The organism is Chryseobacterium aquifrigidense (genome assembly GCF_006716485.1).
Classification (GTDB): Bacteria; Bacteroidota; Bacteroidia; order Flavobacteriales; family Weeksellaceae; genus Chryseobacterium; species Chryseobacterium vietnamense.
The window spans coordinates 1169489-1184403 of the sequence record NZ_VFPD01000001.1 but is presented as its reverse complement, the minus strand read 5'-3'; the positions used below and the strand labels follow the sequence as shown (position 1 = coordinate 1184403).

Annotated in this window: 11 protein-coding genes; all 11 read right to left on the bottom strand. The window is 39.6% G+C overall.

Translation table 11 applies throughout. The features are described 5' to 3' along the window. Positions 1-84: 84 nt before the first annotated feature. The 11 genes from FB551_RS05230 to uxuA all read right to left on the bottom strand — a co-directional run bounded on the left by FB551_RS05230 (position 85) and on the right by uxuA (position 14871). Positions 85-2022: a glycoside hydrolase family 97 protein gene (locus tag FB551_RS05230; protein WP_142015698.1), complete on the bottom strand. Its 1938-nt coding sequence runs from the start codon at positions 2020-2022 to the stop codon at positions 85-87. Between the two features lie 2 nt (positions 2023-2024). Beyond that, positions 2025-3401 (bottom strand): glycoside hydrolase family 43 protein, encoded by a 1377-nt coding sequence (locus FB551_RS05225; protein WP_185150204.1) that lies wholly within the window; start codon positions 3399-3401, stop codon positions 2025-2027. Positions 3402-3433: 32 nt separating this feature from the next. Further along, positions 3434-4306, bottom strand: coding sequence for an alpha/beta hydrolase (locus tag FB551_RS05220; protein WP_142015694.1), 873 nt, complete (start codon positions 4304-4306; stop codon positions 3434-3436). Positions 4307-4634: 328 nt separating this feature from the next. After that, on the bottom strand, positions 4635-6248 hold the full coding sequence (locus FB551_RS05215) for a glycoside hydrolase family 43 protein (protein ID WP_185150203.1): 1614 nt from the start codon (positions 6246-6248) through the stop codon (positions 4635-4637). Positions 6249-6333: 85 nt separating this feature from the next. Then, a complete protein-coding gene (locus FB551_RS05210) occupies positions 6334-8052 on the bottom strand; it encodes a glycoside hydrolase family 43 protein (protein ID WP_142015691.1) in 1719 nt (572 codons plus the stop codon). 173 nt (positions 8053-8225) lie between these two features. Beyond that, a complete protein-coding gene (locus FB551_RS05205) occupies positions 8226-9500 on the bottom strand; it encodes an MFS transporter (protein ID WP_142015688.1) in 1275 nt (424 codons plus the stop codon). Continuing rightward, positions 9501-10136 (bottom strand): bifunctional 4-hydroxy-2-oxoglutarate aldolase/2-dehydro-3-deoxy-phosphogluconate aldolase, encoded by a 636-nt coding sequence (locus tag FB551_RS05200; RefSeq protein ID WP_142015686.1) that lies wholly within the window; start codon positions 10134-10136, stop codon positions 9501-9503. Further along, positions 10133-11146 (bottom strand): sugar kinase, encoded by a 1014-nt coding sequence (locus FB551_RS05195; protein WP_226798622.1) that lies wholly within the window; start codon positions 11144-11146, stop codon positions 10133-10135. The genes FB551_RS05200 and FB551_RS05195 overlap by 4 nt, the downstream gene beginning before the upstream one ends. After that, positions 11136-12554 (bottom strand): glucuronate isomerase, encoded by a 1419-nt coding sequence (uxaC, locus tag FB551_RS05190; protein ID WP_142015683.1) that lies wholly within the window; start codon positions 12552-12554, stop codon positions 11136-11138. Before uxaC ends, FB551_RS05195 begins: the two co-directional genes overlap by 11 nt. Before the next feature lie 294 nt (positions 12555-12848). After that, positions 12849-13664: an SDR family oxidoreductase gene (locus FB551_RS05185; RefSeq protein ID WP_142015679.1), complete on the bottom strand. Its 816-nt coding sequence runs from the start codon at positions 13662-13664 to the stop codon at positions 12849-12851. Between the two features lie 31 nt (positions 13665-13695). Next, on the bottom strand, positions 13696-14871 hold the full coding sequence (gene uxuA / locus FB551_RS05180) for a mannonate dehydratase (protein WP_142015676.1): 1176 nt from the start codon (positions 14869-14871) through the stop codon (positions 13696-13698). Between the last annotated feature and the right edge of the window lie 44 nt (positions 14872-14915).

Below are 14915 nucleotides of genomic sequence, written 5' to 3'. Positions count from 1 at the left end.
AGTTTTTTTTAATTTCAAAAGCTTTGTAGTCTTTTTACTCAATTCAAACCTTACAGGTTTTAAAAACCTGTAAGGTTTACTTCTTTAATTTTTCAGTACAAAACCTCCCTGCGACTGCATTTCAATACTAAAATCTCCCCTGGCATTTACCTTTACTTCTTTCTCTGATGAGTTTCCTTTTGCATCATCATAGATCAGTTTTGCAGTTTTTCCAGCAAACATTGGAAGTTTTATTTTCAGCTTTTGAGGTTGTTTTTCAGCATTTACGCCTGCTACATACCATTGATTCTGATGTCTTCTCGCAACCACAGCATATTTTCCGGGATAACCGTCTATGAAAATGGTTTCATCCCAAAGTGTCGGTATTTCTTTCATAAAATCCAGCTGAAACTTCGGTGCATCGGTAAGATTGTTCGGCATGATACCAAACATCTGAACGGGATTCTGAAACAGGACTGCTGTAGCCAGCTGAAAGCTATCCGTGGTATGTCTTTTATTTTTGTCTCTGTTGGACTCCGTTAAATATGTATTGAGGAAAGTTCCTCCGAATTCCATACTTCCCACCGTATTTCTGATAAAAGGATGAAGCGTGGCAAAAAAAGCTTCCTGCCTGCGTACATCTTCTGAGAAATAGAGCATTTCTGAGGCAAGAACGGCTTCGCTTCCTGCATAATTCGGGTACATTACTTCCCAACCTCTCGGTAGAGTGGCTCCGTGAAAAATAATGGTTAATCCAAAATCATTGGCGTCGGAGAGAATGTCTTCGTAAAGACGCATGGTTTCCTGTTTGTCCCCTCCGAAGAAATCCACTTTGAGGCCTTTTACACCAACATCTTTCAGCCATTTCATTTCTTTTTTACGCTCAACGGATGAGCTCATTTTATTTCTAGGTCCCATCGGTGCGTCATTAGCTGCTCCGTTGGAGTTGTACCAAAGCAATACCCCGACATTTTTCGATTTTGCATATTGAATAAGCTCTCTCATGCGGTCTTTGCCTATGTTTTTATCCCAAAGCGCATCCATAAGAATAAACTGATATTTCAGTGCAGCAGCAAGGTCTATGAATTTCATCTGATCATCATAGTTCATGCTTTTGTCCTGCCACAGAATCCAGCTCCAGGTAGATTTCCCGAACTGATACTCCTGTGATGGCTCATACATCGGATCTACGACATCAAAAGGAATGGTAGTTTCTACAATGGGTTTCAAAGAACTACCCACTGTAATTGTTCTCCACGGTGTTTTCCCGGGAAGTGAAATGGCTGCTCCGGTACTTCCGAAACCGTTGTTCTCAGCAATGTTCGGATAAGCGACTTTGTAAAGGCTTTTTTCTGCTGTGGTTTCAAGGTGTGAAGCACAATATGTACTATTTACTCCTGTCTCGGAAAGCAATATCCAACCCTCATTTCCAATATGGAAAAGACCCGGGAAAACATAACCGTAATCGGATGGCAATCCCAGTTCAGCATCGGCTTTATAGCCACTTTCATAACTTGGTGCCGTGCGTGCAAAACCTGTCATTGGCTTCATCATAGGTGAAAGAAAAGTAGTCGTCGGTGATGGAAATCTGTATCCTGTATTTTCTGACTGTACCACCACACTCAGCCGTTCTTTCATCGGTGGAATATTGTACCGGAAAGCAATATTGTTGTTACTCACCTGAAATTCGATGCTGATCTGATGCTGGTCTGCATTGGTGAAATTAACGGTTAAAGTATTGGCATTATAATGAACCTCAGACTTTTTGATCCTTTGGTTCGTATATTTCTTGGAAACGATATCTTTTTGGCTGTCGGTAAATTTCAGGTTCTTTGAAAAATCAGACTCGTTGGTTACTAAACCCAAGGGGGATTTTTCAAGCATTGTTTTTCCCTGAAGGATAAGATCATATAAGGCTTTTCCGTCTTCTGAAAAAACATGAAGCTTCAGTTGTCCGTCAGGACTTGAAATTTCTGCTACCTGCGCAAAGCTTTTGCTGATCAGAAACAAGCTGAATACAATATATAAAACTTTTTTTCTCATAATTAATTATTTTCAAGAAAGGTCCAGTAATCGAAATACATAATATCTGTTGAGGCTTTGCCATTGAATACAAAATACAGATCATGAACACCTGTGATTTTTTCAGCAAACTGAGCTTTTACGGTTTCCCAGCGGTCATCTCCACCCGTCAGCGGAACCTTTACCGTTGCAGCAACCGGTCCGTTCACAGCATCCAGATGAACGCTCATTGTTACCTCACTGTTATGTGTAGTTCCTACTCTTGCAGAAAAAGCTGCGGCTCCTTTTGTTCGGAAATCCACATTCTTTACACTGGTATAAGCACCATTTTTCTTTGCTTTGATGAAAACACCAGCCTCTTTATTCTGATAGGATTTTACATTTTCCGACCAGGCAATCATTTCTGCCTGATTGAATGAATAAGGATTAACGGTTGCGATAGCTTTTGTAATTCCGTTAGTCATTTTAAATGGTGAAATGGAGCCGTCTTTATTGAATGTAAGCTCTTCCAGGCTTACCGATCTTGTAAAACCGCTTCCGCCCGGCAATGCGCCATTGTGATAAAAGAAATAGGTTTTCCCGCGGAAATCAATAACACCGGGATGATTGGTGAATGACTTCCCTTCCGTAGGCATCACAATTCCTCCATATTTCCAGGGTCCCTGTGCTGTTTTACCTGTAGAATATCCTATGAATTCAGGTAGCGGACCACCCGGCCAGAAAAGATAATACAGATTTTTTCTTTTGTACAGCCACGGTCCTTCCTCATATTTTGAAGGTCTCTCCAGGTTGGGTTTTCCGTCCCTTTTGCCAAATGATTCTTCGGTCATCGGGACTTCTACAATATTCCCGGAATAGGAAATCATATCTTCATTCAGCTTTACGTATTTAAGCTTAGGATTTCCCCAGTACATATGAGCCTGTCCGTCATCATCCACAAAAACCGTGGGATCAATATCTCCCCATTCGCTCTGAACGAGAGGTTTTCCCAATGGATCATGGAAAGGGCCAAACGGACTGTCCCCAACAGCAACACCAATAGCCCCTTTGTTACTGGTTTTGGACCACATTGGAACATAGATAAAAAACTTTCCGTTTCTTTCTACACATTGTGCAGCCCAGGCATCGCGTTTTGCCCAATCGAATTCTTTATACGAAAGAATTGTCCCATGGTCGGTCCAGTTCACCATATCATTGGTGGAATATACTTTCCAGTCGTTCATGGTAAACCAGGTAGAATCGTCTTCATCGTGTGTGGTATACACATACAGCCTGTCATTGTACACCATTGGCGCTGGATCTGCAGTGTAATTGGTCTGAATAATTGGATTTTGGGCAGATCCTATCGAAAATAAACCTGTCAGCGCAATGAAACTTATAGATATTGTTCGGATATTCATAGAAATTTGGATTTAAAACTTCAATCCTGTATTTATTGTGACTTCAGAATAAGATTAACTTCTTCCTGCTTTACAGGTTTGAAAAGCAACTGTGAGAACAGGTACAGATCATTTTTCCAGACTTTGAAATCGTGGCCACCCGGTTCTACATAAAAAATATGGGGAATTTTATTGTCTGTAAGATAGTCACTCGTCCTTTTGCTGAATGGCATTAGTCTGTCCTGGTCTCCGCATGAAATCCAGAGAAGTTTTAGTTCTTTAGCCTTGGATGGATCCGGAAGAAGAAGTTGAGGTTCTTTGGTATTTGGAGCTGCGGAAAAAGCTCCCACCCATGCAAACTTGTCGATATTTCCCAGTCCGAAATTCAGGGTCTGCCCGCCTCCCATGGAAAGTCCGGCAATAGCTCTGTCAGTTCTGTTTTTTTTAACCGGATATTTTTTTTCTACAAAGGGAATCAAATCATTCAGCAGGTCTTTTTCAAAGGTTGCAAAAGCTTCTACTTTATCCCTTGCCATTATGTCTCCAGTAGCCCTATCGTCCTTCATCGCCCGGCCATTAGGAAGTACAACGATCATGGGAGAAAGTTTTCCTTTGGCATACAGATTATCTAAAATAATTTGCGGAGTTCCGTTTTTAAACCACTCTTTTTCATCTCCGCCAATACCGTGTAGCAGATACAAAACAGGATATTGAGTGCCTTTTTTATATCCGGGAGGCGTATATACCAAAGCTTTACGTGTAGTTCCAACCGTTGCCGAAGAATATTGTATTGTATCTATTTTTCCGTGTGGAATTTCCTTTTTTTCTATATCGAAATCCTGGGGTACTTTTTTCTCAAAAGCCTGTGCAGAAATAAAAACTCCTGACAGCACGAAACCTAATGCTAATACAACTGATTTATTCATGATTTTTTATTTGTAGTTTTAACACTTATTATTTTAGATAAAAAAATAGCAATACTGTTTAATTATTTTTAACCACAAAAGGCACAAAAGTTTTAAACACTTAAGTTTTTTTGAGCCAAATCTTACGCATAATAAGTACACTTAAGTTTTGTGAAAATCTTTGATTTTCATCTATGTGAACTTCTCTTCGGAATCATTTTAAACTTACTTAGGTGAACTAAAGTGTTTTAAAATGAAGCTTTTGTGCCTTTTGTGGTTAATAAAGTTTAAACATCTGAATACTTATTTTATTTATTTGTTTACAGCAGACTTTTCTCTGCTAATTTTGTTATTTTTCATTCTCGGCTTTATTGACTCTGAAAAAATCCACATCTATAAATCCTCCGGTATTTTTAGTGGCATAATTAAAAACTGCGAATTTTGATCCCATAAAAAATCTCCGGTAATCAAAGATCATTTTATAGTCTTTTGCCATTTTCATCCAGTTCTTCTGATCCGCACTGTAATAAAAGTCTGCAAGATCTTTCCCGAGGTTAAAATCGGCATCAATACGGAGGAAAACCTTATCCGAATTGAGAGGAATCCGTTTTTTCTCTTCTTTTTTAACTCCTGTAATCGCTTTGGTTTTACTATCCAGACTTACTTCATTGGTTGAAAAAACAATGAATTTTTCTTTACCTTCCTTTACTATTGACAAAATCCCGGAATCCCCGTTGAAAGCACTGAAACCTGCAACATCTCCATCTTTCATTCCTTTAAGATCCATTGCAACAACTGCTGAAGAAGTCGGGCCTTCCATTCTCTGGGTCAAAGTATTGGGTGCAGCGTACAGATTATCTACCATTCTGCTGGTTTTCAGCCTCAGAAAGCCTTTTCTTTCGGACAAAGACCATGCTTCATTCACTGGATTATGATTCCATTGCCATTGAATTTTCATTTTTTTATCAGAGAATTCATCGCTTTCCACGAGATGATTTTTGACTTTGAATGGCTGAAGAGGAACTTCTCCTTTCAAAGGAACTTTTCCGTTATCCCCCAGTACCGGCCAGTCATTTTCCCATTGTACGGGAAGCAGCAGCGGAACACGTCCCACTCCATTTCTGTCCTGAAAAATAAGAGAATACCAGTTTCCGTTTTTATCATCAATCAAAGCGCCCTGACCTGCGTAGGAAAATCCTAAAAAATTGTCTTCCAGGATTACTTTTTTCTCATAATGACCCGTCACTTTATCTGCTCTGTAGACGACCTGACGGCGTTTTCCGTTTTTGGGCCAGGATATCATCATCATATAATATTTTCCGTTTCTTTTGATGATCTGGTTGCCTTCCAGAAGTCCGGTTTCCGAAGCATCTTTCTGAAACACTTCAGTTCCATCCGGATTTCCGATCACCTCTTTAAAATCGGGGCTCAATTCAAAAACTTTGTTGGAGGTGAAAACATATATTCTGTCATCGTCATCAAAAAACAGTGAAGCATCGTGAAAATGCCGTGTTCTTGTGATCAGTTTCCATTTTCCTTTTTCGGGATCATCCGTCACATAGAAATAAGATTTGAAAGGTTCATCATTCGGAGAGAATAAAACGTAGTATTTTCCTTTATGATAGCGGATTGAAGAAGCCCATTGGCCTCTGCCGTAAACGGTTCCGTTCAATAAATCATATTTCGGGTTGTCATTCAAAGTATCAAAAACATATCCTGACATTTCCCAATGAACCAGATCCCTGGAATGCATCACCGGAGCTCCCGGCATCAGATGCATGGTGGTACTGATCAGGTAAAAATCGTTTCCGTTTCTGGTAATGGATAAATCCGGTGCATCTGCCCAAATGATGGGATTGGTAAATGCTGTACTTTGTTTTCCGGAAGGATTTACCTGGGCTGAAAGAAGATTCAGCCCGATAAATCCTAATAAAGAAACTATATAAGATTTTTTGATTTTCAAAATGTACTGTGATGTTTGGTTTTACTTTTTTCAATTTTAAAAGGAAACACTTCGACAAGCTCAGTGTGACATGGCTAATGCTAACTTAATTCGGTATAATATCATTGGAAGAAGTACTGTACAACCCAATAAGGCTTCCTGTGAAACCACCCGCAACATCCGTAGAAAGTATATCTCCTGAAACCGGTCCCCCAAGGTTTTTATAGTTCTTACCATCCAGCGAATAATTAAAACTATGTTCATCCTTATCGGCTACCACCTGCAGCTTAATCGTTTTGGATAATGAAATCTTTTCGCTGGCGATCAGTTTTGATTGTCCTTTTTCTGTTCTTTCCAATACGATGTAGAAATCCTTATCTTTTTTCGTGATTCCGAAAACATAATTGAATGTTTCGCTTTGATAACAGGTAATTCCTGCCAGCTCTTTTTCTGATTTAGGTTTAAAATCCAAGGTTACCGAAGTTTCAAAAGATTCATGCTGCAATCTGTGGAACAGTGCCGAAACCGGAGCTAATGCCTTGATATTGGTGGTAAAAGTATTGACTTTCAATCCGTTTTTGGTAACGGTAATAAAGCTTTCACGAGGTCCGCGCATCGCAATCCATCGGAAATCAAGATTTTTATCGATTAATTTGTCCTTATAGGTAAAGTTTCCGTTGGGAAAAAATCCGTTTTGTCCGTTTTGATTCTGAACTCCAGCTGGTAATTTCAGTTTTGGTTTCATTGGAACCAGTCCATTTTGGAAAACCGGGTATTTTCCGCTCCAGTCAACCGGAAGGATGAATGTTTCACGGCCTTTGTTGACTCTGTTCTTCTCATTCGGGCGTATCGCCAGAAATACTCCGTAATATTGGCCATCCGGTGTTTCTACCAGATCTGCATGGCCGGCCCAGTCTACTTTTTCTTTTCTGTCTTTCGGGAAATAGCGCTGTGTCAGAATCGGGTTGTTTCCAGCCGGAACGTAAGGTCCTTTGGGAGAATCTGACATAAAAATAACTTCACTGTGATTGCCACCGGTTCCTCCTTCTGCACACATCAGATAGTATTTACCGTTCTTTTTGTAAATATGGGGACCTTCGATCCAGATGGGCTTTTGGGAAAGATCCACACCGCCGTTTACAATAATTTTATCCGAACCCGCAACTACCTGGTCTTTTTCGAGATCATAGTCCCACATCTTAATAACACGGTGGCCGTTGTACTGCTCGGTACCTTGTGGTGGAGCATCATTATGAACGATATACGCTTTCCCGTCATCATCAAAGAAAATAGCGGGATCAATACCTTCAAAATTGAGTTTCTGAACTTCGCTCCAACCTTTTGCCGGATCTTTTGTTTTTACGACCATATTTCCGATACCACCTGCAAATTGAGTAGTGATCATATAAAAAGTATCGTTGTGCTTATTGTATTTAATGTCCGGGGCATAAATTCCATGGGAAACTCCTGATTTTTCAACTTTAAGCTGGGAAGGTCTGTCCAGAACGTGCCCTACCTGTTTCCAGTTTACAAGATCTTTAGACGTAAAAATAGGAACTCCCGGAAACATTGAAAATGAAGAGTTTACTAGGTAATAATCTTCTCCCTTTCTGGTAATACTGGGATCGGGGTAACAGCCTTGAAGAATCGGGGAATAAAACTCGCCCGGTTGAAGAGGGTTATCATTGTATATTTTATCGTTTCCACGGTAGTTGAAATCTGAGAATGTCTGGGCAGAAATAGTAGTCACTGAAAGTAAAGCAGCTGCTGCAAGTACATTCGTTTTATTCCTGAAGAAAGCTAAATTCATTATATTCTGTTTCATTGTTATTCTTTTTTTATAGTTTTTAAAATGTATTTTTTTTTATGGGTGTTATTTTTTTTAACGCTGAGTCCGCAAATTTTTTAACTACTTCCTTGATAAGGTTCGCAAGGGCGTTACACTCAGCAAATGGCATTCATATTTATCATTATAATCGTTTACCGATCTTATATATTTTAAACGGTTTTCTTCCGGTTGATTATTTTAATCAATCCCCAGGCTGTAACATAGGATATTCCGGCTATGAAAAATATAATATTGTAGCCTCCGTTGATATTTCCTGATTTTTTAAAGGCATCAAGAACGATTCCTATAAAAAGTGGAAAAATTATTCCTGCTGCTGAGCCTAGCATTCCGCCAAAACCAATGACAGAACTGACATAATTGTTAGGCAACTGATCTCCGACCGTCGTCATAAGATTGGCTCCCCAACCTTGATGCGCGGCTGTTGCAAAGGCAATGATGATTGTGATCATCCACATATTATCTACATACTTTGAGAACATGACCGGAACGACCATCAAAGCAAACAGTAACATCGTAATACTTCTGGCTCTTCCGATGGCCCAACCTTTTTTGATCAGAAATGATGAAAGATAGCCTCCGCCGATACTTCCGATCGTAGTTCCGCTATAAATAATAATCAATGGAAGCGATGGTTTTGTTAAATCCATTTTGAAGACATCCGAGAAATAGGCCGGCAGCCAGAACATGAAGAAATACCAGATAGGATCGGTTAACATTTTACCGATGGCAAATGACCATGTTACTTTATATTTGAGTAATTCAGATAAAGGGATTTTCGTTTTTTCTTCTGCTTTTTCAGCCTGATCACTTTTAATGTATTGCAGTTCTTCCTTGCTTAGATTTTTTGTTTTTTCCGGTACGGCATAGAATTTCCACCAAAGGATAATCCAAATCATGCCCAAAGCTCCAATCCACACAAAAGTCTGTCTCCAGCCGTAATGTCCGAGTATGAAAGGAACCAATAGCGGCGCTAAAATAGCTCCCACAGTTGCTCCTGAGTTAAAAATTCCGGTTGCCAGCGCTCTTTCTTTTTTAGGAAACCACTCGGCCACTGATTTGATCGCGGCAGGAAAGTTTCCCGCTTCACTAATTCCCAAAGTACTTCTCGCAATGATAAACCCGATGGTACTTTTCACAAAACCATGTCCTATAGAAGCAAGACTCCATACAATAAGAGAAACCGCATACCCGATTTTGGTTCCCACCTTGTCTATAAACCTTCCCATCGCCATATAACCGATGGCATAAGTCGTGGTAAAGGCCATGACGATATAGCTGTAATCTTTTTCATCCCAGCTGAATTCCTTTTCCAGTACAGGTTTCAGTAAACCCATTACCTGACGGTCAAGGTAATTGATCGTAGTGGCGAGAAAGACAAGGGACAGCATCCACCATCTTATATTGCGGTTGTGAGGAGCCTGCATTTAGTTATGATTAAGTTGTTGTAGTAATTTTTTTGTTTTCAGAGTAAGCTCTTCTTCATTACAATCTTTTCCAATAAGGGAACTTCCCAATCCTGCTGCTACAGCACCACCATTGAGCCATTCCATAATATCTTCAAATTCCGCATCGATCCCTCCCGTGGGCATGAAATTCATTCCCGGGAAAACAGGCTGTACCGATTTGATGTATTTCTTCCCTAAAGCATCAGCCGGGAATATTTTAACGAGTTTTAAACCGTTCTGATAGGCAATATTGATGTCGGAAGGAGTAAAACAGCCCGGAATCAAAAGGATATTTCTTTCAAGCGAATGTTTCACCAATGCTTCACTGATAACCGGTGTAATGATGAAATCTGCTTTTGCATGAGCATAATCATCCATTTCTTTTATGTTTTTTACCGTTCCGATTCCTAGCAGAAGTCCGGGAAATTCTTTACGGGAAATTTCTTTAAGCTTAGTAAAATTTTCCAGTGCCTGCTGACCTCGATTGGTATATTCTATCACACGGATTCCTGCTTCGTATAAAGCTTTTACGATATTTTTTGAGACTTCAAACGATTCGTTGTAAAACAGCGGAACGATTTTCTGGTCTTTTATTTTTTGTAGTATTTCACTCATAATTTTTCGATATTAATGCTTTCATCAATGGTATCTCCCTTTACAAAAAGTTTTTTAAAAGCAACTTTTGTCGCATCCTCAAGGATCTGCTGATCAGGATTTCCTTTTAAAATTCCATGAATCAAAGCGGCCATAAAAGAATCACCGCTTCCTACCCTTTCTTCGATTTTATCTGAATTATATTTTTCTGAAACCAAAAGCTCTTCATCAGCAAACAAAGTGGCAAAATAATTGACCTGTTCGCCGTTTGTAAAGCGGAAGGTATTTGCAATTTTTTCCACAGCCGGGAATTGTTTACGGATTTCCAATGCTGTTTTTTCAGCCTGTTTCAGAAGATTTTCATCATCAAATTTTCCGTCAAGCTCATATTCAACGGGAATATTCAGGAACTGCTCTACAGACCAGATATTTCCCATGAGAACATTGACAAAAGGCATCAGCTCTTTAATTTTGTAAGGATTCTGGTTTTGCCACAGCAACGCTCTGTAATTCAGATCAAGAGAAACCGTAATATTTCTGGTTCTGGCTTCTTTCATGATCTGTAAACATTTGCGAAATGCATGGTCACTCAAAGCCGGTGTGATGGTGCTGATATGTAACCATTTTACTCCTGAAAATATTTTATCATCATTGAAAGTTTCAAAATCCGATTGGGTAAAAACAGACGGAAAGCGGTCGTAAACCACTGACGCATTCTGCATATCTCCATCGGAAGAAAGATAAAATGTTCCTATTCTCTCTTGACTTTTTTCTGCAAGGACTTCTATCCCTTTATTTTTAAGCTGAGATTCCAACTGGTTTCCTACAAAATTCTCCGGTAATGCTGATAACAGTTTCACAGAATTCTTCCACTGGGAAAGTGCTGCCGCGACATTGTATTCAGCACCGCCAACATACATCTTCAGAGACTGTTCATTGAGCCAGTTTCCTTCGGAATCCGGGGCAAAGTGGAGAAGCAGTTCCCCGAAACATAATATTTTCGTCGAGTCCTGCATAGTATTAAATTTCAAAATAATTTTTTGTATTGTGATAGCAGATGTCCTGGATGATCTTTCCTACCCATTTTTCATCATCAGGCAGCAGGCCTCTTTCCATTTCACTTCCGAACAGATTGCACAAAAGTCTTCTAAAATAATCGTGTCTTGAGAATGAGAGCAGGCTTCGGGAATCAGTCAACATGCCGACAAAAGTGCTGATCAGACCGATATTGGAAAGCGTATTCATCTGCTTGGTCATCCCGTCAAGCTGATCAAGAAACCACCAGGCTGCTCCAAACTGTACTTTGGATTTGATTCCTCCTTCATTGAAGTTTCCGGCAAGAGTTGCCAAAACCTCGTTAAATGCCGGGTTCAAATTGTATATAATTGTTTTGGCCAGTTTTCCTTCTGTATTCAGTGCATCCAGCAAAACGCTCAGTCTCTGTGCATAATAGGGTTCTCCAATGGCATCATATCCTGCATTGGCACCTATTTTTCTGAACATTTCTGAATTGTTGTTTCGGGTTGCCCCTACATGAAACTGCTGTACCCATCCTTTTTCTGCATACATTTTGCAAAGCTCTTTCAGCAAATAACCGCATAATGCATCCGGATCGGAAAATGTTGAGAGATTACCTTTCAGAAATTCGGAAAACTCTTTTTCAAGACTATGATTCCATTTTGTGGTATCCGGGAAATATTCAAAGCCATGATCGGCCACTTTTGCTCCTGCATCCACAAAATAGTTGATTCTGGACTGAAGTGCATTCAACAGGTCAGAGGCTGATGTGATTGAAAATCCGCAGACTTTTTCAAGCTTTTTAATTCCTGAAAGATATTGTTCAGAATTAATAATATTAATATAGGAATCAGGGCGGAAAGCTGGAAGAACAGCTGTGTTAAATCCACTGTTTTTTAAAGCTTTGTGATGAACCAGATCATCAGCAGGATCATCTGTAGTACACAACGCTTGTACCTTAAAATTCTGAATGATGGATTGTGGTAAAAAGCCAGATGTCTGCAGACTTTCATTCATCTGATGATATAAAGTATCTGCATTATTGGGTGATAAATATTCACTGATTCCAAAAGGGTTTTTCAGTTCCAGATGGGTCCAGTGAAACAGCGGGTTACGAAGGGTATAAGGCACCACTTCTGCCCACTTCATGAATTTTTCGTGATCGGAAGCATTTCCTGAAATAAACTGTTCATTAATACCAAAATTTCTCATGGCTCTCCATTTGTAATGGTCACCATCCAACCAGATAGCAGTTGGAGAACGGAAGTTTTGGTTGGCCGAAATAACATCCGGTTCAAGATGATTGTGATAATCGATCACGGGCATATCTTTGGCATATCCGAAATAGAGATTCTCTGCCTTTGCTGATTCAAGCAGAAACAATTCTCCGAAAACTTCTTTATTTTTAGTGGAATTACTCATTATTTACTTTACAATCCTGGATGTTAATTCTAAACTTGTTTAAACTTTATAAACCACAAAAGTCACAAAGCGTTATTTTAAAACACTTTAGCTTACTTAAGAAAGTTTCCATGATTCTGCAGAAAGTTCACATAAGATGAAAATCAGAGATTTCATAAAACTTAGGAGTGTTGATTATGCATAAAGCCTGCTCTAAAAAAGTTTAAGTGGTTAAACGTTGAACATTTTAAAAACAAGACCTTGAATGAAACCATTAAGGTCCTGTTCCAATTTATATATGAAGAAATTAGTTTTTTATACTCCACTGAATGCGCTGAAACCTCCGTCAACAGGAATCAATGCTCCTGTGATAAAGCTTGCTGCATCCGAACATAGAAACTGTACAACACCATTCAGCTCTTCTACTTCTCCAAATCTCTGCATGGGTGTTTTGGCCATTACTTTTTTACTTCTTTCGGTTAACCTTCCGTCCGGATTCAACAGAATAGCACGGTTCTGATCACCAATGAAAAATCCTGGTGCCACGGCGTTCACCCGTATCTTATCTCCAAATTTCAAAGCCAGGTCAGAGGCCAGCCATTGGGTAAAATTGGTAATTGCCGATTTGGCTGCAGAATATCCGGCTACTCTCGTAATCGCTGAATAGGCAGCCATGGAAGAAATATTAATAATATTGCCACTCCCCTGTTCCGCCATTGCTTTTCCGAAAACATAGCTGGGATAAACGGTTCCGTTGATATTGAGATCGGTAACCTCAGCCCATCCCTTCATATCCATATCAAAAAATGACTGTTCGGGAGATAAAGTGGCTGCCGGAATATTTCCACCGGCTATATTGAGCAGAATATCAATGCTGCCATACTTTTCTTTTATTTTCACAGAAGCGGCTTCAAGGCTTTCAATATCCACCACATTGGCTTCTACAGCGAGTGCATCTCCTCCTAAATCTGTAAGCTCTTTTACACGGGCGTCCAGTGTTTCCTGGTTTCTTCCCAGAGCCACAACTTTGGCGCCGGCTTCTATAAAACTTTTGGCAAGGCTGCCTCCCAAAACGCCCGAAGCCCCTGTGATGACTGCTACTTTGTTTTTAATACTAAACAGGTCTTTCATTTTACTTTTTACTATTTATTACAAACGCAGATTAATTTTTCTGTAATTCTGACTGAATGGCAGCCATTACTCCTTCGATCTGACCTAATGCCAGCATTCTTCCTAAAAATGAATAGCCGGGATTATAACCTTTGTCAACATCTTCTGTTAAAAGTCTTCCGTGGTCTATTCTCATCGGAAGATCAGGATTTTCTTTTTCGAATACACGGATTACTTCAATAAGCTTTCCTCTTCCTCCCAGGTGATGAGCCTCGATAAAATCACCGCTTTCAAAGACATTTGTACTTCTCAGATGAACGAATTTGGTTCTGTGGGCAAATTTCTCTGCCAGTTTTGGAACATCATTCTGAAGGTTGGCACTTAGAGATCCTGCACAGAACGTTAATCCGTTGTGAGAGTTATCAACAGCTTTCAGAAGCCAGTCAATGTCCTCTTCATTGGTTACTATTCTTGGTAAGCCCAGTAATGAAAAAGGTGGATCATCAGGGTGTACACACATCTGGATATTCCATTTTTCACAGACAGGCATTATTTTTTCGAGGAAATATTTCATGTTCTGGCGAAGCTGATGTTTATCTATACCATCATACAATGCCAATAAACTTTTGAACTTTTCTACGGGATTCAATTCGCCTTCTTTGATATTTCCGTTCACGAATCCCTGTGTTTTTACAATGACAGAATCTATCAGATCATGATTATCTTTTTCCGTTAAGGTATTTTTTAATTCTTCTGCTTTTTGAAGGATTTCCGGACTGTAATCGTTTTCTGCTCCTTCTCTTTGAAGGATATGAATTTCGAAGTACGCAAACTTGGCTTTGTCAAAATAAAGTGATGATGAGCCGTCTTCCCATTCGTGAAAAAGATCGGTCCTTGCCCAGTCGAGAACAGGCATAAAGTTGTAGCAAACTGTTGTAACTTCTGCTTTACCCAAATTTTCAAGGCTTGTGATATAATTTTCTATTAAAGAGTCACGGTCTTCACCTCCGTATTTGATAGCTTCGCTTACGGGAAGACTTTCCACAACAGACCAGCGAAGTCCGTGGCTTTCTATATAGTTTTTATAATCAATAATGACCTCTGAATTCCAGATTTCTCCGTTGGGGATATCATGCAGAGCAGAAACAATTCCTTCTACTCCTATTTGACGAAGTGTACTGAGTGCTATTTTGTCTTTTTTGCCAAACCAACGCCAGGTTTTTTCCATAGTTTTAAATTTTAATTCAGATAAACAAAGCAGGTGCTTTCACA